14 protein-coding genes, 3 tRNA genes and 3 rRNA genes are annotated in these 21,755 nt (G+C 51.8%); 6 read left to right on the forward strand and 14 right to left on the reverse strand.

The genetic code is table 11. The features are described 5' to 3' along the window. Window positions 1-54 precede the first annotated feature (54 nt). Entirely contained in the window at window positions 55-900 is an 846-nt protein-coding gene (gene hdfR / locus G4551_RS23490; protein ID WP_085951600.1) for an HTH-type transcriptional regulator HdfR, read from the forward strand. A gap of 99 nt (window positions 901-999) precedes the next feature. On the opposite strand, the gene G4551_RS23495 is transcribed toward hdfR, so the two are convergent. From G4551_RS23495 to G4551_RS23520, 6 genes are all read right to left on the reverse strand, one after another. Continuing rightward, window positions 1,000-1,075, reverse strand: a tRNA-Trp gene (locus G4551_RS23495). Window positions 1,076-1,127: 52 nt separating this feature from the next. Next, a tRNA-Asp gene (locus tag G4551_RS23500) sits at window positions 1,128-1,204 on the reverse strand. A 55-nt stretch (window positions 1,205-1,259) separates the two neighbouring features. Beyond that, a 5S ribosomal RNA gene (gene rrf / locus G4551_RS23505) occupies window positions 1,260-1,375 on the reverse strand. Window positions 1,376-1,465: 90 nt separating this feature from the next. After that, window positions 1,466-4,372 (reverse strand): 23S ribosomal RNA (locus G4551_RS23510). A 219-nt stretch (window positions 4,373-4,591) separates the two neighbouring features. Continuing rightward, a tRNA-Glu gene (locus tag G4551_RS23515) sits at window positions 4,592-4,667 on the reverse strand. Window positions 4,668-4,752: 85 nt separating this feature from the next. Then, window positions 4,753-6,294, reverse strand: a 16S ribosomal RNA gene (locus tag G4551_RS23520). Together the 16S, 23S and 5S rRNA genes with 3 tRNA genes alongside form the textbook arrangement of a ribosomal RNA operon. 478 nt (window positions 6,295-6,772) lie before the next feature. Between G4551_RS23520 and G4551_RS23525 the strand changes: the two genes are divergently transcribed. Next, window positions 6,773-7,477, forward strand: coding sequence for a FadR/GntR family transcriptional regulator (locus G4551_RS23525; RefSeq protein ID WP_003023753.1), 705 nt, complete (start codon window positions 6,773-6,775; stop codon window positions 7,475-7,477). A 1-nt stretch (window position 7,478) separates the two neighbouring features. Next, entirely contained in the window at window positions 7,479-8,906 is a 1,428-nt protein-coding gene (gene mdtD / locus G4551_RS23530) for a multidrug transporter subunit MdtD (RefSeq protein WP_003840564.1), read from the forward strand. On the opposite strand, the gene rbsR is transcribed toward mdtD, so the two are convergent. The 7 genes from rbsR to kup form a co-directional block, all read right to left on the reverse strand. Continuing rightward, a complete protein-coding gene (gene rbsR / locus G4551_RS23535) occupies window positions 8,872-9,864 on the reverse strand; it encodes a ribose operon transcriptional repressor RbsR (protein WP_003023757.1) in 993 nt (330 codons plus the stop codon). The genes mdtD and rbsR overlap by 35 nt on opposite strands. Window positions 9,865-9,867: 3 nt before the next feature. Beyond that, window positions 9,868-10,797 carry a ribokinase gene (gene rbsK / locus G4551_RS23540; RefSeq protein ID WP_003023758.1) on the reverse strand — a complete coding sequence of 310 codons (930 nt, stop codon included), beginning with the start codon at window positions 10,795-10,797 and terminating at the stop codon, window positions 9,868-9,870. A gap of 141 nt (window positions 10,798-10,938) precedes the next feature. Further along, window positions 10,939-11,829, reverse strand: coding sequence for a ribose ABC transporter substrate-binding protein RbsB (gene rbsB / locus G4551_RS23545; RefSeq protein WP_003023760.1), 891 nt, complete (start codon window positions 11,827-11,829; stop codon window positions 10,939-10,941). A 24-nt stretch (window positions 11,830-11,853) separates the two neighbouring features. Beyond that, window positions 11,854-12,819, reverse strand: a complete 966-nt coding sequence (gene rbsC, locus G4551_RS23550) for a ribose ABC transporter permease (RefSeq protein WP_003023762.1) — start codon at window positions 12,817-12,819, stop codon at window positions 11,854-11,856. A 5-nt stretch (window positions 12,820-12,824) separates the two neighbouring features. Further along, window positions 12,825-14,330, reverse strand: coding sequence for a ribose ABC transporter ATP-binding protein RbsA (rbsA, locus tag G4551_RS23555; RefSeq protein ID WP_003840566.1), 1,506 nt, complete (start codon window positions 14,328-14,330; stop codon window positions 12,825-12,827). 7 nt (window positions 14,331-14,337) lie between these two features. Beyond that, the gene (rbsD, locus tag G4551_RS23560) at window positions 14,338-14,757 is read right to left on the reverse strand and encodes a D-ribose pyranase (RefSeq protein WP_003023766.1); all 420 of its coding nucleotides are present in this window, start codon (window positions 14,755-14,757) and stop codon (window positions 14,338-14,340) included. A 192-nt stretch (window positions 14,758-14,949) separates the two neighbouring features. Continuing rightward, window positions 14,950-16,818 (reverse strand): low affinity potassium transporter Kup, encoded by a 1,869-nt coding sequence (gene kup / locus G4551_RS23565; RefSeq protein ID WP_003023768.1) that lies wholly within the window; start codon window positions 16,816-16,818, stop codon window positions 14,950-14,952. 329 nt (window positions 16,819-17,147) lie between these two features. Between kup and ravA the strand changes: the two genes are divergently transcribed. Next, window positions 17,148-18,644, forward strand: a complete 1,497-nt coding sequence (gene ravA, locus G4551_RS23570; protein ID WP_003840570.1) for an ATPase RavA — start codon at window positions 17,148-17,150, stop codon at window positions 18,642-18,644. Continuing rightward, complete coding sequence (gene viaA / locus G4551_RS23575) at window positions 18,638-20,089, forward strand: ATPase RavA stimulator ViaA (RefSeq protein ID WP_003023773.1); 1,452 nt, start codon at window positions 18,638-18,640, stop codon at window positions 20,087-20,089. Before ravA ends, viaA begins: the two co-directional genes overlap by 7 nt. Window positions 20,090-20,092: 3 nt before the next feature. On the opposite strand, the gene asnA is transcribed toward viaA, so the two are convergent. Next, on the reverse strand, window positions 20,093-21,085 hold the full coding sequence (asnA, locus tag G4551_RS23580; RefSeq protein ID WP_003827009.1) for an aspartate--ammonia ligase: 993 nt from the start codon (window positions 21,083-21,085) through the stop codon (window positions 20,093-20,095). Window positions 21,086-21,236: 151 nt separating this feature from the next. Between asnA and asnC the strand changes: the two genes are divergently transcribed. Further along, window positions 21,237-21,695 (forward strand): transcriptional regulator AsnC, encoded by a 459-nt coding sequence (gene asnC, locus G4551_RS23585; RefSeq protein ID WP_003023780.1) that lies wholly within the window; start codon window positions 21,237-21,239, stop codon window positions 21,693-21,695. Window positions 21,696-21,755: the final 60 nt, after the last annotated feature.

Consider the following 21,755-nt stretch of genomic DNA (forward strand, 5'->3'; position numbering starts at 1 on the left):
TACGCTTGACAGAGCGTCAAACAAAAGATTTAAATCATAACGACAAATAATTTTATGGAGCGAGTTGTGGATACGGAATTGTTAAAAACTTTCCTGGAAGTTAGCCGGACACGCCACTTTGGCAGGGCTGCTGAAGCGCTCTATCTGACCCAATCAGCGGTTAGTTTCCGGATCAGACAACTGGAAAATCAATTGGGTGTAAACCTGTTCACCCGACACAGAAACAATATCCGTTTAACCGCTGCAGGTGAAAAATTACTGCCTTACGCTGAAACGCTGATGAATACGTGGCAAGCCGCACGTAAGGAGGTTGCGAATACCTCGCGGCATAACGAGTTTTCTATTGGTGCCAGCGCATCCCTCTGGGAATGCATGCTTAATGGCTGGCTGGGGCGTTTGTACCAATCCCAGGAGCCGCAATCCAGCCTGCAGTTTGAAGCGAGGATCGCTCAGCGACAGTCGTTAGTAAAACAGCTCCATGAACGACAGCTTGATCTACTGATTACTACCGAAACGCCCAAAATGGACGAATTTAGCAGCCAACTGTTGGGATATTTCACGCTGGCGCTCTATTGCAGTTCTCCTTCGCAAACCAAGGATGAACTGAATTATCTGCGTCTGGAGTGGGGACCTGACTTTCAGCAACACGAAGCGGGATTGATTGCGGGAGATGAAGTGCCGGTACTCACCACCAGTTCGGCAGAATTGGCCAGGCAGCAACTTTCAGTCCTTAGAGGCTTTAGCTGGCTTCCGGTCAGTTGGGCTAAAGGTAAAAGCGATCTCCATACGGTTAGTGACAGTACAACCCTTTCGCGCCCGTTATATGCAGTTTGGCTGCAAAACAGCGATAAACATGCACTGATTTGCGACTTGCTGAGAACGAATATTCTGGAAGATTAAAGAAAATACGGGCAAGGATGCCGGGAATAAAACAATTGGAAGGCACAGCGCAAATTGCAGATAAAAAAAATCCTTAGCAAGAATGCTAAGGATTGTTTCTGGCAGGGGCGGAGAGACTCGAACTCGCGACACCCGGTTTTGGAGACCGGTGCTCTACCAACTGAGCTACGCCCCTAAATTTTTTTATCATTAAGCCTGCTTAGTAGCAGGCTTAATTTTCTAATAAGTGGCGGAACGGACGGGACTCGAACCCGCGACCCCCTGCGTGACAGGCAGGTATTCTAACCAACTGAACTACCGCTCCACCGAATTTCTTTGTCACTACCCGGATTCTTCATCCCGGTTTACTGCAATTTGATGCCTGGCAGTTCCCTACTCTCGCATGGGGAGACCCCACACTACCATCGGCGCTACGGCGTTTCACTTCTGAGTTCGGCATGGGGTCAGGTGGGACCACCGCGCTACAGCCGCCAGGCAAATTCTGTTATCAGACCGCTTTATGCGTTCTGATGTAATCTGTATCAAGCTGAATGTCGTCTCTTCGCCAAAACATCTTCGGCGTTGTAAGGTTAAGCCTCACGGTTCATTAGTATCGGTTAGCTCAATGTATCGCTACACTTACACACCCGACCTATCAACGTCATCGTCTTTAACGTTCCTTCAGGAGACTTAAAGTCTCAGGGAGAACTCATCTCGGGGCAAGTTTCGTGCTTAGATGCTTTCAGCACTTATCTCTTCCGCATTTAGCTACCGGGCAATGCCATTGGCATGACAACCCGAACACCAGTGATGCGTCCACTCCGGTCCTCTCGTACTAGGAGCAGCCCCCCTCAATTCTCCAGCGCCCACGGCAGATAGGGACCGAACTGTCTCACGACGTTCTAAACCCAGCTCGCGTACCACTTTAAATGGCGAACAGCCATACCCTTGGGACCTACTTCAGCCCCAGGATGTGATGAGCCGACATCGAGGTGCCAAACACCGCCGTCGATATGAACTCTTGGGCGGTATCAGCCTGTTATCCCCGGAGTACCTTTTATCCGTTGAGCGATGGCCCTTCCATTCAGAACCACCGGATCACTAAGACCTGCTTTCGCACCTGCTCGAGCCGTCACTCTCGCAGTCAAGCTAGCTTATGCCTTTGCACTAACCTCCTGATGTCCGACCAGGATTAGCTAACCTTCGTGCTCCTCCGTTACTCTTTAGGAGGAGACCGCCCCAGTCAAACTACCCACCAGACACTGTCCGCAACCCGGGTAACGGGTCCACGTTAGAACACCAGCCATTAAAGGGTGGTATTTCAAGGATGGCTCCATGCAGACTGGCGTCCACACTTCAAAGCCTCCCACCTATCCTACACATCAAGGACCAGTGTTCAGTGTCAAGCTATAGTAAAGGTTCACGGGGTCTTTCCGTCTTGCCGCGGGTACACTGCATCTTCACAGCGAGTTCAATTTCACTGAGTCTCGGGTGGAGACAGCCTGGCCATCATTACGCCATTCGTGCAGGTCGGAACTTACCCGACAAGGAATTTCGCTACCTTAGGACCGTTATAGTTACGGCCGCCGTTTACCGGGGCTTCGATCAAGAGCTTCTCCTTACGGATAACCCCATCAATTAACCTTCCGGCACCGGGCAGGCGTCACACCGTATACGTCCACTTTCGTGTTTGCACAGTGCTGTGTTTTTAATAAACAGTTGCAGCCAGCTGGTATCTTCGACTGATTTCAGCTCCATGAGTAAATCACTTCACCTACATATCAGCGTGCCTTCTCCCGAAGTTACGGCACCATTTTGCCTAGTTCCTTCACCCGAGTTCTCTCAAGCGCCTTGGTATTCTCTACCTGACCACCTGTGTCGGTTTGGGGTACGATTTCGTGTTACCTGATGCTTAGAGGCTTTTCCTGGAAGCAGGGCATTTGTTACTTCAGCACCGTAGTGCCTCGTCATCACACCTCAGCGTTAAAAAGGTACCGGATTTACCTGGAACCTCCGCCTACATGCTTAAACCGGGACAACCGTCGCCCGGCTAACATAGCCTTCTCCGTCCCCCCTTCGCAGTAACACCAAGTACAGGAATATTAACCTGTTTCCCATCGACTACGCCTTTCGGCCTCGCCTTAGGGGTCGACTCACCCTGCCCCGATTAACGTTGGACAGGAACCCTTGGTCTTCCGGCGTGCGGGTTTTTCACCCGCATTATCGTTACTTATGTCAGCATTCGCACTTCTGATACCTCCAGCATACCTCACGATACACCTTCAACGGCTTACAGAACGCTCCCCTACCCAACAACACATAGTGTCGCTGCCGCAGCTTCGGTGCATGGTTTAGCCCCGTTACATCTTCCGCGCAGGCCGACTCGACCAGTGAGCTATTACGCTTTCTTTAAATGATGGCTGCTTCTAAGCCAACATCCTGGCTGTCTGTGCCTTCCCACATCGTTTCCCACTTAACCATGACTTTGGGACCTTAGCTGGCGGTCTGGGTTGTTTCCCTCTTCACGACGGACGTTAGCACCCGCCGTGTGTCTCCCGTGATAACATTCTTCGGTATTCGCAGTTTGCATCGGGTTGGTAAGTCGGGATGACCCCCTAGCCGAAACAGTGCTCTACCCCCGAAGATGAGTTCACGAGGCGCTACCTAAATAGCTTTCGGGGAGAACCAGCTATCTCCCGGTTTGATTGGCCTTTCACCCCCAGCCACAAGTCATCCGCTAATTTTTCAACATTAGTCGGTTCGGTCCTCCAGTTAGTGTTACCCAACCTTCAACCTGCCCATGGCTAGATCACCGGGTTTCGGGTCTATACCCTGCAACTTAACGCCCAGTTAAGACTCGGTTTCCCTTCGGCTCCCCTATACGGTTAACCTTGCTACAGAATATAAGTCGCTGACCCATTATACAAAAGGTACGCAGTCACCCCATAAAGAGGCTCCCACTGCTTGTACGTACACGGTTTCAGGTTCTTTTTCACTCCCCTCGCCGGGGTTCTTTTCGCCTTTCCCTCACGGTACTGGTTCACTATCGGTCAGTCAGGAGTATTTAGCCTTGGAGGATGGTCCCCCCATATTCAGACAGGATACCACGTGTCCCGCCCTACTCTTCGAGTTCACAACCTGTGCATTTTGGTGTACGGGACTATCACCCTGTACCGTCGGACTTTCCAGACCGTTCCACTAACACACAAGCTGATTCAGACTCTGGGCTGCTCCCCGTTCGCTCGCCGCTACTGGGGGAATCTCGGTTGATTTCTTTTCCTCGGGGTACTTAGATGTTTCAGTTCCCCCGGTTCGCTTCATTACGCTATGTATTCACGTAATGATAGTGTGACGAATCACACTGGGTTTCCCCATTCGGAAATCGCCGGTTATAACGGTTCATATCACCTTACCGACGCTTATCGCAGATTAGCACGTCCTTCATCGCCTCTGACTGCCAGGGCATCCACCGTGTACGCTTAGTCGCTTAACCTCACAACCCGAAGATGTTTCGTAAAACACCACCGTGTTGCGAAAATTTGAGAGACTCGAACACACCATTTATCTGTTCTTATTACGGAGAACAGACACAGCGTGTCGTTTCAATTTTCAGCTTGATCCAGATTTTTAAAGAGCAAATATCTCAAACGTCACCCGAAGGTAAGTTTTGAGATATTGAGGTCGGCGACTTTCACTCACACAAACCAGCAAGTGGCGTCCCCTAGGGGATTCGAACCCCTGTTACCGCCGTGAAAGGGCGGTGTCCTGGGCCTCTAGACGAAGGGGACACTGAAGTCTCAATCGCAAGACGCCTTGCTATTTACTTTTCATCAGACAATCTGTGTGAGCACTACAAAGGCAGGTTCTTTAAGGTAAGGAGGTGATCCAACCGCAGGTTCCCCTACGGTTACCTTGTTACGACTTCACCCCAGTCATGAATCACAAAGTGGTAAGCGCCCTCCCGAAGGTTAAGCTACCTACTTCTTTTGCAACCCACTCCCATGGTGTGACGGGCGGTGTGTACAAGGCCCGGGAACGTATTCACCGTGGCATTCTGATCCACGATTACTAGCGATTCCGACTTCATGGAGTCGAGTTGCAGACTCCAATCCGGACTACGACATACTTTATGAGGTCCGCTTGCTCTCGCGAGGTCGCTTCTCTTTGTATATGCCATTGTAGCACGTGTGTAGCCCTACTCGTAAGGGCCATGATGACTTGACGTCATCCCCACCTTCCTCCAGTTTATCACTGGCAGTCTCCTTTGAGTTCCCGGCCGAACCGCTGGCAACAAAGGATAAGGGTTGCGCTCGTTGCGGGACTTAACCCAACATTTCACAACACGAGCTGACGACAGCCATGCAGCACCTGTCTCAGAGTTCCCGAAGGCACCAAAGCATCTCTGCTAAGTTCTCTGGATGTCAAGAGTAGGTAAGGTTCTTCGCGTTGCATCGAATTAAACCACATGCTCCACCGCTTGTGCGGGCCCCCGTCAATTCATTTGAGTTTTAACCTTGCGGCCGTACTCCCCAGGCGGTCGACTTAACGCGTTAGCTCCGGAAGCCACGCCTCAAGGGCACAACCTCCAAGTCGACATCGTTTACGGCGTGGACTACCAGGGTATCTAATCCTGTTTGCTCCCCACGCTTTCGCACCTGAGCGTCAGTCTTTGTCCAGGGGGCCGCCTTCGCCACCGGTATTCCTCCAGATCTCTACGCATTTCACCGCTACACCTGGAATTCTACCCCCCTCTACAAGACTCTAGCCTGCCAGTTTCGGATGCAGTTCCCAGGTTGAGCCCGGGGATTTCACATCCGACTTGACAGACCGCCTGCGTGCGCTTTACGCCCAGTAATTCCGATTAACGCTTGCACCCTCCGTATTACCGCGGCTGCTGGCACGGAGTTAGCCGGTGCTTCTTCTGCGAGTAACGTCAATCGCTGCGGTTATTAACCACAACGCCTTCCTCCTCGCTGAAAGTACTTTACAACCCGAAGGCCTTCTTCATACACGCGGCATGGCTGCATCAGGCTTGCGCCCATTGTGCAATATTCCCCACTGCTGCCTCCCGTAGGAGTCTGGACCGTGTCTCAGTTCCAGTGTGGCTGGTCATCCTCTCAGACCAGCTAGGGATCGTCGCCTAGGTGAGCCGTTACCCCACCTACTAGCTAATCCCATCTGGGCACATCCGATGGCAAGAGGCCCGAAGGTCCCCCTCTTTGGTCTTGCGACGTTATGCGGTATTAGCTACCGTTTCCAGTAGTTATCCCCCTCCATCGGGCAGTTTCCCAGACATTACTCACCCGTCCGCCACTCGTCACCCAAGGAGCAAGCTCCTCTGTGCTACCGTTCGACTTGCATGTGTTAGGCCTGCCGCCAGCGTTCAATCTGAGCCATGATCAAACTCTTCAATTTAAGTTTGATGCTCGTGAATTAAACTTCGTAATGAATTACGTATGTTCACTCAGAGACTTGGTATTCATTTTTCGTCTTGCGACGTTAAGAATCCGTATCTTCGAGTGCCCACACAGATTGTCTGATAAATTGTTAAAGAGCAGTGCCGCTTCGCTTTTTCTCAGCGGCGCGGGGTGTGCATATTACGCCATCCCGCTGCGAAGTCAAGCATTTAATTTCGCTTTCTTCGCCGGAGTTCTCAGTGGAACCCCGCTGACCCGGCGGCTTGTAATCCGTTGTTCCGTGTCAGTGGAGGCGCATTATAGGGAGTTATTTCAGGCTGACAAGGGGAAATTTAAAATAACTTTCTGAGTGCGTGTTTTTTCACCAAAACAACCATTAACATGCCATAAAATAAGCAAATTGCCGTTTTTGCAGCCGCAATCACACTTCCAGGTGGCATACTAATGAATAAGAAAAAAAGTAAGGAAGAACATTCATGCCGTTAAATGCCCAACAGCTAGCCGCACAGAAAAACTTGTCCTACGTTCTGGCCGAAAAGCTGGCTCAGCGAATATTAAAAGGTGAATACGCGCCGGGCGCTATATTGCCTGGCGAAATAGAGCTGGGCGATCAGTTTGGTGTGAGTCGCACCGCGGTAAGAGAGGCGGTAAAAACGTTAACGGCAAAAGGTATGGTATTACCACGCCCACGTATCGGCACACGCGTCATGCCGCAAGCAAACTGGAACTTCCTCGACCAGGAGCTGCTCACCTGGTGGATGACGGAAGATAATTTCCCGCAGGTCATTAAACATTTTCTGGTGATGCGTATCAGCCTGGAGCCTCAGGCGTGTTTACTGGCGGCGACCATTGGTACGGCTGAACAGAAAGCGCACCTCAACACGCTGATGGAAGAGATGGTCGAGCTGAAAAGAAACTTCAGACGCGAACGCTGGATTGAGGTTGATATCGCCTGGCATGAACACATCTATGAAATGAGTGCGAATCCGTTCCTTATTTCCTTTGCATCTCTGTTCCATTCGGTTTACCAGACCTACTTTACCTCTATTACCTATAACGATGTGGTGAAACTGGATTTGCACCAGGCCATTGTCGATGCAATAGATGATAACGATGGCGATCGCGCCTTTGCTGCTTGTCAGGCATTGCTGATAGCACCGAACGTGCTACCGGATAAATAATATGTCAGAAAAGAAATCACGTAGTATGGCCGGGCTACCGTGGATAGCAGCCATGGCCTTTTTTATGCAGGCACTAGACGCCACTATCCTCAATACCGCCCTACCCGCAATAGCACATAGTCTTAACCGCTCTCCGCTCGCCATGCAGTCGGCCATTATCAGCTATACCCTGACGGTCGCGATGCTGATCCCGGTAAGTGGTTGGTTGGCAGACCGATTTGGTACCCGACGCGTCTTTATGATTGCTGTTAGCCTGTTTACGTTGGGATCGCTGGCCTGTGCGCTGTCCAGCTCCCTAAGCGAGCTGGTGATTTTCCGTGTCATTCAGGGGATCGGTGGCGCCATGATGATGCCCGTTGCCCGTCTGGCGTTATTGCGTGCCTACCCTCGTAGTGAACTGCTTCCCGTGCTTAACTTCGTCACCATGCCTGGACTTGTGGGGCCGATTTTAGGTCCGGTATTGGGCGGTGTACTGGTTACATGGGCCAGTTGGCACTGGATCTTCCTGATTAATATTCCAATTGGCATTGCCGGTATCTTCTACGCTCGCAAATATATGCCGAACTTCACCACCCCACGCCGCGGTTTTGATATGACCGGTTTCTTTCTGTTTGGTTTGAGCCTGGTGTTGTTTTCCAGCGGCGTTGAATTGTTCGGCGAGAAGCTTGTCGCTACCTGGGTCGCACTCGGTATTATTCTTGCCAGTGTGTTGTTACTACTCGCCTATATTCGCCATGCTCGTCGTCACCCAACGCCACTTATATCTCTTCCGATATTTAAGACTCGAACCTTTTCTGTTGGGATCGCCGGCAACCTCGCCACTCGCTTGGGCACAGGCTGCGTGCCCTTCTTAATGCCGCTGATGTTGCAGGTAGGCTTTGGATATCCGGCTCTGATAGCCGGTTGTATGATGGCGCCAACGGCGTTGGGTTCAATTCTGGCAAAATCCATGGTGACGCAGGTTCTGCGCAAACTCGGCTACAGGACCACATTGGTGGGTGTTACGGTTTTTATCGGCCTGATGATTGCGCAGTTCGCTTTGCAATCTCCTGCCATGCCGGTCTGGATGCTGATCCTGCCGCTGTTCATTTTAGGTATGGCGATGTCCACCCAGTTTACCTCAATGAATACTATCACTCTGGCGGATCTGACCGATGAAAACGCCAGCAGCGGCAACAGCGTATTGGCCGTTACTCAGCAGTTATCAATCAGTTTAGGGGTTGCCATCAGCGCCGCCGTTCTGCGTATCTATGAAGGTATGGAAGGAACCAATACGGTCGAACAGTTCCACTACACCTTTATGACGATGGGCGCTATCACGGTAATATCCGCGCTGATGTTCATGCTGCTAAAAGCCAAAGATGGACGTAACCTGATCAAAGATCGGCACAAACCTAAACCGACCCCCGCTCCATCAAAACAGGAGTAAGCTGCAAACGCTGTTGTTGTAATGCGGGCTGGGCCATCCGATGGATTAATACATCGATGGCCAGTTCGCCCAATTCATCTTTTGGTTGATGTATGGTCGTCAGCGGAGGCGTCATATAGCGCGCCAGCTCGATATCATCATAACCCACCACCGCCATATCCTGCGGAATGCGCAATCCCGACTGGTACAGAGCCTGATACGCGCCAACCGCCATTGCATCATTGCCGGTAAAAACGGCCTGCGGTCGCTGTTTATGCGACAGCAACGTTTGCATAGCTTCAAAGCCGCCACCAAACTCAAAGTCACCGGTAATCTCGTAGCCTTCCGGGACAGGCAAGCCCGCCCGCTTCATTGCCGCCCGATATCCTTCCAGACGCAAACGCGCCGGGGTTTTATCCAGCGGCCCGGTGATGCAGGCAATGCGCGTAAAACCTTTTTCGATAAGATGTTGCGTGGCTAAATCCCCGCCCAGCAGGGAGTTATCCTGAATCAGATCGCTTTCACCATCAAAGGGCGACCAGTCCATCATCACGGTCGGTATAGAAGGATAACGCTGCATTATCTCTCTGGAAGGCTGATGTGTTTCCGTGCAGAGCAGCAGCAAGCCATCCACGCGTTTTTGCATTAGCGTTTCCAGATTACGGTTCATGCGCTGTTCATCGCCTTCGGTATTGCACAGCACCAGGCTGTAGCCGCGCTCAAAACAGCTACGTTCAACGCCGCGCACCAGCTCAGAATAGAAGGGATTGGTACTGGCAGTGATTAACATGCCAATCGTGCGGGTCTGGTTTAACTTGAGGCTACGCGCCAGCGCGGAGGGAGCGTAGTTAAGCGCTTTAATCGCAGCTTCTACTTTGTCAGTGACAGACTCACTGACAAAGCGATCTTTATTAATGACGTGAGAAACCGTCGACGTGGAAACACCCGCCAGGCGGGCGACGTCCTTCATTGTAGCCAAGCGTTACCTCTGTTGACTTAAAAACGCTTCTATTTCTTCGCGCCACGGAACGGAAGGCTGTGCGCCTTTACGGGTAACCGCAATCGCCGCAGCGGCATGCGCAAAACGGATCGCTTCAGGCAGTGGAGTCTCTTCCAGTAACGCTGTAATTAACGCGCCATTAAAGGTGTCTCCGGCGGCAATAGTATCAACGGCTTCCACTTTAAAACCGGGTACTCGCTGACCTTCGCCATTCACGCTGGCCCACACACCGCGACTCCCTAAGGTAATCAGTACAGTATGGATTCCTTTAGCATGCAATGCCTGCGCCGCTTTGGCCGCGTCTTCATCATTTTCAACCCGGATCCCCGTCAGCTTTTCAGCCTCGGTTTCATTCGGGGTAATAATATCTACCAGCGCCAACAGCTCGTCAGAAAGTTCACGTGCCGGAGCCGGGTTTAGGGCGACCATGGTCTTATTTTGATGTGCAATCTTTGCCGCAGCCAGAACACTTTCGATCGGCGACTCTAGCTGCATCAGTAAAGCGGACGCCTGCGCAATACGCTCATGCTGTGCTTCCACCAGCGCTGGCGAAAGCGCTGCGTTAGCTCCAGCATGAATGCCGATAACGTTCTCACCTTCACCATTCACAAAAATCAACGCAACACCGGTCGATTCCCCCGAAATTACGCTAATCGGCGCAATATCAATGTTGTCTTTGGCTAACTGTTTACGCACACTTTCGCCAATATCATCATCGCCCGTACAGGCAATGAATGCGATATTCGCGCCACTACGACCCGCAGCAACAGCCTGATTCGCGCCTTTACCGCCAAATGCGACCTGATAATGACTACCGGTTACGGTTTCACCAGGTGTCGGGAAAGAGTTAAGGTTAAGGATGTGATCGGCATTGATACTGCCAAGAACAACGAGGTTGCCTGCGGTTTTCATATTTGGTGTTCCAAGTCAAAGTGCGCCACCGGGTTAGGGTGGCGCGTGCCCTGCTTTTCTTTTTACGCTTTCATCCCCAAAACCAGATACGGGGATGGCGTATTTATGTCTCCATCAGGCCGCGAGCGACCTGAATCGGTATTACTGCTTGATGACCAGCTTCAGGTCAACCGGATATTTAGCCTGAACCTTCTCGCCTTTCAGGACTTTATCCGCAGTCTCAACGCCTTTCGCGCCGATCTGATCCGGCAACTGAGCAATGGTCGCAGCCAGTTTGCCATCATTTACTGCTTTTTCGCCATCTGGAGTGCCGTCAAATCCAACCACCATCACATCAGATTTACCCGCGGTTTGCAGTGCGCGCAGCGCACCCAGCGCCATTTCATCGTTCTGAGCAAATACGGCCTGCACATCAGGATGCGCGGTCAACAGGTTCTGCATGACGTTCAAACCTTTAGTGCGGTCGAAGTCTGCCGGCTGGCTGGCCAGTACGTTAAATTTGTGTGCCGCAACGGCCTGCTGGAAACCTTCGCCACGCTCACGCGCCGCTGAAGTTCCGGCAATCCCCTGCAGTTCGATAACTTTTGCGCCTTCACCTGCTTTCTTCGCGATGTAATCACCCGCAATTTTGCCGCCTAACACGTTATCAGACGCAATGTGGCTTACCACTTCGCCTTTGGAGGCAACACGGTCAAGGGTAATAACCGGAATTTTTGCCTGGTTAGCCATCTTCACAGCATTACCAACGGCATCAGAGTCGGTTGGGTTGATCAGCAGAATTTTAGTTCCACGAACCGTTAAGTCCTGAACGTTAGCCAGCTCTTTCGCCGGGTTGTTCTGCGAGTCCAGAATCACCAGGTTGTAACCCAGCTTATCCGCCTCTTTTTGCGCCCCATCCTTCAGAGAAACAAAGAACGGGTTATTGAGGGTGGAGACCACCAGCGCAATGGTATCTTTAGCCATCGCATTCGCGCTCACGGTGGCGCTTAGCGCAACAGCAGAAACCAGGGTAGCCAGTTTTTTCATGTTCATATTTAAGATGTCCTGTAATCGTTGTTACTGCTTTTTGTTGTCTACCAGTACCGCCAGCAAAATCACCACCGCTTTGACGATCATCTGGTAATAGGAGGATACACCTAACAAATTCAACCCATTATTGAGGAAACCAAGAATCAATGCGCCGATCAGCGTCCCAACAATTCGTCCTTTACCACCCGCCAGGCTAGTACCGCCTAATACTACCGCTGCGATAGCATCTAACTCATAGCCAGTACCTGCCGTCGGTTGCGCAGAGGAGAGGCGCGCAACTTCAATGATGCCCGCCAGCGATGCCAGCAGACCGCACAGTGAGTAAACGATAATTTTGATTTTACTTACGCTGATACCGGACAGACGCGTTGCCGCTTCGTTACCGCCCAGCGCATAGATATAACGCCCCAGACGCGTGTGGTGCAGCATGTACCACGCCGCGAGGAAGACAATCCCCATGATCCACACCGGCGTAGGGACGCCTAACGGACGACCAATCCCGAACCAGCCAAACAGATCGGCATTGTCAGTAAACCCGGTGTTTACCGGACTGCCGTTGGTGTAGACCATGGTCACACCGCGCAGCAGCAGCATCATAACCAGAGTCGCGATAAACGCCTGCACGCGACCTTTCGCGACAATCACCCCGGTTACCGCGCCAATGGCAGCGCCGAGCGCCAGGGCCGCAGCAACAGCCACCAGCGCATTGACTTCAATCCCTACAATCGAAGCCGCAACCGCACCGGTAAGCGCCAGCAAGGAACCGACGGACAGATCGATACCCGACGTCAGGATAACCAGCGTCATGCCAACCGCCATGATGGCGTTCACCGACGTTTGCTGAAGAATGTTGAACAGGTTATTAACGGTAAAAAAGTTAGGGCTCATGGTGGAAACAATCGCGATCAGCACTAACAGAGCGATGAGCGACTTTTGCTCCAGAAGCCATGCTTTAGTGAAATAACGGCGACCAGAAACAGCCTGGGTAGTCATCTTTTTTACTCCTGATTCACGCGATTAAGCTTGCCCACAGCGGCAGCCATTAATACTTCCTGAGTGGCCTGCTCGCGAGTGAATTCACCGCCGAGATGCCCTTCATGCATAACGATAATTCGATCGCTCATGCCCAATACTTCTGGCATCTCAGAAGAGACCAGAATGATACTCAGCCCATCAGCCTTAAACTGGTTGATAAGCTGATAGATTTCTTTTTTCGCCCCAACGTCAACGCCGCGCGTTGGTTCATCAAGGATCAGCACTTTTGGCCGGGTCATCAGACCGCGCGCAATCGCCACTTTCTGCTGGTTACCGCCGGAAAGAAGGCCGATAGCCTGTTCCATCGATGGCGTTTTAACATTGAACAGGCGAATAAAATCACCCACCGCCTGCTGCTCATCTTTATGTTTAAGGCTTCCGCCTGCACGGCTGAAATAGCGCAGCGCGGTCAGTGACATATTCTCTTTCACCGACATGCCGAGCACTAAACCATCGCGTTTACGGTCTTCAGAAATATAGACGATGCCGTTAGCCAGTCCATCCTGCGGCGAACGGGTAACCACTTCATGGCCATCAAGCGTGACGTAGCCGCTGGTACGCGGCAATGCGCCGTACAACACTTTCATCAGCTCGGTACGCCCAGCCCCCATCAGCCCCGATACGCCAAGGATCTCACCTTTACGCAGCGTGAATGACACATCATTTACGCCAGGACCGCACAGATTATCGACCTTCAGGCGAATATCACCCGGCACTTTTTCCAGGCGCGGGTACTGATCTTCCAACTTACGTCCCACCATCATTTCAATCAGCGAGTCTTCGGTAAGCGATGCGACTTCACGCTCGGCAATAAACTGCCCGTCGCGGAAGACGGTTACGTCGTCGCAAATCTCGAAGATCTCTTTCATGCGGTGAGAAATATAGACAATGCCGCGACCCTGGGATTTCAGTTCGCGGATGACGCGGAACAGGGATTCTGTTTCGGTGTCGGTGAGGGCATCCGTCGGTTCATCCATAATGATGACCTTCGATTCAAAGCTCAGCACTTTGGCAATTTCGACCATCTGCTGATCGCCAATCGACAGCTCACCGACCAGCCTGTCGCTTTTAAAGCGCAGATTGAGTTTGGCGAGCAGCAGATCGGCTTCGGCGTACATCTTCTTCCAGTCAATTTTGCCAAAGCGATTCACAAACTCACGACCGAGAAAAATGTTTTCAGCGATAGTGAGTTGCGGGATCAGGTTCAGCTCCTGGTGGATGATACCGATTCCGGCTTCCTGGGAGGATTTCGGACCGTTAAAGGTGGTCTCTTTCCCCAGCCACAATAAGGAACCGGCATCACGGGTGTAGATTCCGGTCAGCACCTTCATCATGGTGGATTTACCCGCGCCGTTTTCGCCCACCAGCGCCATTACGCGGCCTGGGTAGACATTCAGCGCGGCGCCGGATAGCGCTTTTACGCCCGGGAACGCTTTATCGATCCCTTTGAGTTGCAGTAATGCGTTCATGATGGCCTCAGAACGTGACGCCAGCACAGAGAATGATATTCGCATACGGAGAACACTCTCCGCTGCGAATTACCGCCTGACTGTCTGCGGTTTGTTTTTTGAATTGTTCATGCGTGGTGTAACGAATTTCTATGGTGTTTCCCTGGTGTTGTTGCAGTTGCTCAATGTGGCTGAGCAACGTTTCGTGGAGTTGCGGATTATGTTGTTTAATTTCCGACGCGAGAATGGCTGCCTCGACCTGCATTTCACGTGTGACCACATCCAGTACCTGCATAAAAGAAGGTACGCCCTGGGTTAATGCCATATCGATACGCGTTGTGCTGTTCGGGATGGGTAAACCTGCATCACACACCACCAGCGTATCGGTATGCCCCAGACGGGAGATCACCGATGAAATTTCAGAGTTGAGTACCGTGCCTTTCTTCATTTTCTTTCCCCACTAGCGAAACGTTTCGCTGGAGATAAGTGTAGTGCGAAGAGTGGACAGAAAACCACCGCGACGTTACGAAAATGTGATCGCCATCGAAACGTTTCGCAAGGATTATCATTAGATGAAATGAAAACTGGGAGGGGCAAAACAAAACGCCCCCTTTCACGATGAAAGAGGGCGTCAATGAGATTAAATCTCGACCTGAGTACCGAGCTCAATAACCCGGTTCGGTGGGATTTCAAACTGGTCCGGCGCACGCAGCGCATTGCGCTGTAACAGCAGATACAGCTTACCGCGCAGACGCAAGTACCATGGTCGTTTGCCGACAATCAGCGACTCGTGCGACATGAAGAAGGAGGTTTCCATCATCCGGCAGCTTAAGCCTTCCAGACCGCAGCGATGGAACACCTCCTCCACGTTCGGCGTTTCGCGCCAACCGTAGCTGGCAACCACGCGCCAGAAGGTGGGCGATAACTGCTCAATCTGCACCCTACGCACGTTGTGAACATAGGGCGCATCTTCCGTGCGCAGCGTCAGCAGAATAACGCGCTCATGCAGCACCTTGTTATGTTTGAGGTTATGCAGAAGCGCAAACGGGATGACGTTCAGTGCGCGGGACATATATACAGCCGTTCCCGGCACGCGTACCGGTGGCGATTTCTCCAGAGAAGCAATCATCGCCTCCAGAGAGTTACCGTGCTCATGCATACGACGCAGCAGACGGAAGCGTTCACTTTTCCAGGTGGTCATGATGGTGAACATCACCAGACCCAGCGTCAGAGGCAGCCAACCGCCGGAAATCAGTTTATCGAGGTTCGCGGAGAACAGCGGAACATCGACGCACAAGAATGCCACCAGGATCAGGAAGACGAAGTATTTATTCCAGTGCCAGTTTTTGCGCGCCACGGTGGTCGACAAAATAGAGGTCAGCACCATCGTCCCCGTTACCGCAATCCCGTACGCCGCGGCCAGATTACTGGAGTGTTCAAAACTCACAATCACAATAACCACCGCAAAATAGAGCATCCAGTTAACGAAAGGAATGTAGATCTGGCCCGACTCCATTTCCGAGGTATGGATAATGCGCATTGGCGATAAATATCCCAAACGCACGGCCTGACGCGTCAGCGAGAACACACCGGAGATAACCGCCTGCGAAGCGATTACCGTCGCCAGCGCAGCGAGGATCAGTAGCGGGATCAACGCCCAGTCTGGTGCCAACAGGAAGAACGGGTTTTTGATCGCTTCAGGATGCTTTAACAGTAGCGCCCCCTGACCAAAATAGTTCAGTACCAGTGAAGGCAACACCACAGAGAACCATGCCAGGCGAATCGGCAACTTACCGAAGTGGCCCATATCCGCATACAGCGCTTCAACACCGGTAATCGACAACACCACCGCACCCAGTGCAATAAAAGACAACGTTTTGAATTCGAGGAAGAAATGCACCGCCCAATACGGATTTAGCGCCTGCAGTACTTCCGGATTGCCAATAATACTGCGTACGCCTAAAACCGCCAGCGTCAGGAACCACAGCAGCATAATCGGCGCAAACAGCTTACCGACCATGCCGGTACCGTGTTTTTGAATCAAAAACAGCAGGGTCAGTACGATTATCGAGAGCGGAACAATCCAGGTATCCAGTTGCGGGGCAATAATCTCCAGACCTTCAATCGCAGACATCACCGAAATGGCTGGCGTAATCACCACTTCACCATAGAAGAAGCTGCCGCCTATCAATCCCATAATGACCAGCATGGAGGTTGTTCGCGCCGAGGTATTGCGCCCGGCCAATGACATCAGCGTCAGGATCCCGCCTTCTCCGGCGTTATCTGCGCGCATGACAAACGTCAGGTATTTAATGGAGACAACAAAGATCAGCAGCCAGAAAATCAGCGAGAGAAAACCAAATACGGCATCACGTTCAACGCCAAAACCAAACTGGCCGGACAAACATTCACGAAGCGTATAAAGTGGGCTGGTACCAATATCACCGTAGACAACCCCAATGGCTGCAAGGGTAATCGCAGACAATGATTGTTTATTATCAGTGCTCATAGACTCGTCTTTCGTTTATACACATCATCTTTCAAGCCACTCCGTGTAGGCTGCATTCGTTATTCCCCCCATCCCAGGAGAAAACTCCATTGCCGCCTTGGTGCAGCTTGATTGATTTGGTGTATATATAAGAAATGTGTGCGTCGTCCCTTGGCCCACAAAAAGGCGCACAGTATGCACGATTAATCACAAAATCGTACCCCTAAATGAGACCAGATTAATCTGGCTCAAAGAAAAATAAGCGCACCTTCAGTCTATTACTGCAATGGTGTGAAGCATCTATACTCGCAGTTTATGCAGTACATTTGGCGAAAGGACGCCACTTCATTATGGCTCACCCACATTTATTAGCGGAAAGAATTTCCCGTCTGAGCAATGCGCTGGAAAAGGGACTTTTTGAACGTAGCCACGCCATTCGTCTGTGTCTGCTGGCAGCACTCAGCGGCGAGAGCGTTTTCTTATTAGGGCCCCCGGGGATCGCAAAGAGCTTAATTGCCCGCCGACTGAAGTTTGCCTTCCAAAATGCACGCGCTTTTGAATACCTGATGACGCGCTTCTCTACGCCGGAAGAAGTTTTCGGCCCGCTGTCCATTCAGGCCCTTAAAGACGAAGGTCGCTATGAACGCTTAACGGTGGGCTATCTTCCTGAAGCTGAAATCGTTTTTCTCGATGAAATCTGGAAAGCAGGCCCGGCAATTCTTAACACCCTGCTGACCGCCATTAACGAACGTCACTTTCGCAACGGCGCGTATGAAGAAAAAATTCCGATGCGTCTGCTGGTGGCCGCATCCAACGAACTGCCTGAAGCCGACAGCAGCCTGGAAGCGCTGTACGACCGTATGCTGATTCGTCTGTGGCTGGATAAAGTTCAGGACAAGGCCAATTTCCGCTCCATGCTGCTAAGTCAGCAGGATGAAAGCGACAACCCGGTCCCGGCATCATTGCAGGTGACGGATGAAGAGTATCACCAGTGGCAAAAAGACATTGGCGCCATCAAGCTTCCCGATCGCGTGTTTGAGCTTATTTTCACCCTACGCCAGCAGTTGGACACGCTACCGAATGCCCCCTACGTGTCCGATCGTCGCTGGAAAAAAGCGATCCGCTTACTCCAGGCCAGCGCTTTCTTTAGCGGACGTGATGCGGTAGTACCTATCGACCTGATCCTGCTGAAAGATTGTCTGTGGTACGACGCGCAAAGCCTGAATCTGATGCAACAGCAGCTTGAAATATTGATGACCGGACACGCCTGGCAGCAGCAAGCCATGCTGACGCGCCTGGGCAGTATTGTGCAGCGCCGCATTCAACTCCAGCAGCAACAAAGCGACAAAACGGCGTTCACGGTAATCCGTCAGGGTGGCATGTTCAGTCGTCGTCCTCATTATGATTTACCACCAGAAGCTACGTCCTCAGTCGTGACATTACTGCTACAAAAGCCATTAAAGCTGCATGATATGGAAGTTATCCATATTGCTTTTGAACGCAGTGCGCTGGAACTGTGGCTAACAAAAGGCGGTGAAATCCGCGGAAAATTAAACGGGATCGGCTTTGCCCAAACACTGAATATGGAAGTCGATAGTGCACAGCATCTGGTTGTGCGCGATGTCAGTTTACAGGGTTCTCGCCTGGCGCTGCCGGGGGCTTCGCAAGAGAGTATGCCCGCAGAGATAAAGCAGGAGCTTGAAGCGCTCGATAACGAGTGGCATCAGCAGCACAGCGCATTCAGCGAACAGCAAAAATGCCTGTTTATTCATAGCGACTGGTTAGGCCGCATTGAGGCCAGCCTGCAGGATGTCGGGGTGCAAATCCGCCAGGCGCAACAATGCTGACCCTTGATACACTCAACATAATGCTGGCAGTCAGCGAAGAGGCGATGATCGAAGAGATGATCGTCGCCCTGTTGGCTTCCCCAAAGATGGTGGTATTTTTTAAAAAATTTCCTCGCCTTAAAAAAGCGATCACTGACGATATTCCCCGCTGGCGCGAATCTTTGCGTAGCCGCCTCAAAGATACCCATGTGCCGCCGGAGTTGGCAGAAGAAGTCATTTGTTATCAACAAAGCCAGCTCCTCTCTCATGCGCAGTTTATCGTTCAACTACCGCAAATATTATCGCTATTGCACCGACTCCATTCGCCCTGGGCTGGGCAAGCGCAGCAACTGGTCAATGACAACAGCACCTTTACGCCCGCCCTGCATACGCTTTTTCTCCAGCGCTGGCGCCTGAGCCTGGTGGTGCAAACCACAACGCTGAATCAGCAACTGCTGGAAGAAGAGCGCGAGCATTTGCTCAGTGAAGTACAGGAACGGATGACCCTTAGCGGACAACTGGAACCCGTTCTGGCGGAAAATGATAACGCTGCAGGCCGGTTGTGGGATATGAGCGCGGGCCAAATCAAGCGCGGTGATTATCAGTTGATGGTGAAATACGGCGAATTTCTGACGCAACAACCCGAACTCCAGCGGCTGGCCGAGCAGTTAGGTCGTTCCAGAGAGGCGAAATCCGTGCCGCGTAAAGATGCGCCAATGGAAACCTTCCGTACCCTGGTGCGCGAACCGGCAACCGTCCCGGAGCAGGTGGATGGCATCCAGCAAAGTGACGATATCCTGCGCCTGCTACCGCCAGAACTGGCCACGTTGGGCATAACCGAACTGGAATACGAGTTCTACCGACGGCTGGTGGAAAAGCAACTGCTGACCTACCGCCTGCACGGCGAAGCATGGCGTGAGAAGGTAACAGAACGTCCGGTGGTGCATCAGGATTTTGACGAGCAACCGCGCGGACCTTTTATCGTCTGCGTTGATACATCAGGATCGATGGGCGGGTTTAATGAGCAGTGTGCGAAAGCCTTTTGCCTGGCGCTAATGCGCGTCGCCCTTGCCGATAACCGGCGCTGTTTCATTATGCTGTTTTCAACAGAAGTGGTGCGCTATGAGCTTTCCGGTCCGGAGGGCATCGAACAGGCGATCCGCTTTTTAAGTCAGCGCTTTCGTGGCGGTACTGATATTGCCAGCTGTTTTCGCGCCATTATTGAACGCATGCAGGGTCGGGAATGGTTTGATGCCGATGCGGTGGTTATCTCAGATTTTATCGCTCAGCGATTACCCGATGAAGTCGTCAGCAAAGTGGGGGAATTACAGCGGGTGCACCAGCACCGTTTTCATGCGGTAGCGATGTCAGCACATGGCAAACCCGGCATCATGCGCATTTTCGATCATATCTGGCGCTTTGATACCGGGATGCGAAGCCGCCTGCTCAGACGCTGGCGGCGTTAATTGTTACAGCAGAGAAGCGACGCTTTCACGTACCTGGGCCGGCCATACGCCACACTGAACCTGGCCAATGTGCGGTAATTGCAGCAACAGCATGGTCAGACGCGACTGCCCAATCCCCCCACCAATCGTCTGCGGCATTTCACCACGCAGCAGCGCCTGGTGCCATTCCAGACTCAGGCGATCTTCATCACCGGTCAAAGACAGCTGGTGTTTCAGAGCGTCAGCATCCACACGGATCCCCATAGAAGACAGCTCAAACGCATCTTCCAGAACCGGGTTCCAGACCAGAATATCACCGTTCAGACCGGCATGACCCAGCTCAGACGCTGAACTCCAGTCATCATAATCCGGCGCGCGTACATCATGACGGTGACCGTCACTGAGTTTACCGCCGATCCCCACCAGGAATACCGCGCCCAGCTCTTTAGCAATCGCACGTTCACGACCTTTTGCGTCAAGATCCGGATAACGAGATAACAGCTCCTGGCTATGAACAAAGTGGATCTGCTCTGGCAGGAACGGTGCCAGACCAAACTCTTTGCTAACCGCAGCTTCGGTGGCCTTAATTCCCGCCCAGATAGCCTCTACCGTGCTTTTCAGAGTGGAGAATTGACGCTCACCGTCGCCCATCACGCGCTCCCAGTCCCACTGGTCAACGTACACTGAGTGCAGCGGGGAGAGGCGATCTTCATCGGGACGCAGGGCTTTCATATGCGTGTACAGCCCCTCGCCTGCGCTAAAGTCGTGTTGTCCTAACGTTTGACGCTTCCACTTCGCCAGTGAATGAACCACTTCGAATTGAGCGTCTGGCAATGCTTTAACCTTCACCTGCACCGCTTTTTCACAGCCCGACAAGTTATCCTGCGTGCCATCTCCAACGCGGCTGAGGATCGGAGCCTGAACTTCGATCAGACCTAAACGCTCTTCCAGCTGGCGAGAAAAATGAGATTTTACGAAGCTAATTTGACGTTGTTTGGCAATGTAAGCGGTTTTCATTATGTGTACTCCTGTGTCCTGTTGCCTATGATTAAGCAACAGAATGGAGGTAATATTCAATAATCAACAAACAAAAAGCCGACTTCGATTTTGATTCGTTAAAATTAACGTCTAAAATAGAGGGAATCATTAATCTACATAAGAAAAACCTATGGAAAATTATCAGATCGACAATCTGGACCGCGGCATTCTTGATGCCCTGATGGAAAATGCCCGTACTGCCTACGCAGAATTAGCCAAACAGTTCGGCGTCAGCCCAGGAACAATTCACGTTCGCGTAGAAAAGATGAAGCAGGCCGGGATTATTACTGGCGCGCGGATTGATGTTAGTCCCAAACAATTGGGTTACGACGTCGGCTGCTTTATCGGCATCATTCTGAAAAGTGCGAAAGACTATCCGTCAGCACTTGCAAGACTGGAAAGCCTCGATGAAGTGACCGAAGCGTATTACACCACCGGGCACTACAGCATCTTTATTAAGGTAATGTGCAAATCGATCGACGCGTTGCAGCAGGTACTTATCAACAAGATCCAAACAATTGACGAAATTCAGTCCACTGAAACCCTGATCGTCTTGCAGAACCCGATTATGCGTACCATCAAGCCATGATCGGTTTTTTTAATCCCCTATTTTTCCACAGGTAGATCCCAGCTCGCACACAGCGTACAA

Source organism: Citrobacter freundii ATCC 8090 = MTCC 1658 = NBRC 12681 (genome assembly GCF_011064845.1).
GTDB classification, from domain to species: Bacteria; Pseudomonadota; Gammaproteobacteria; order Enterobacterales; family Enterobacteriaceae; genus Citrobacter; species Citrobacter freundii.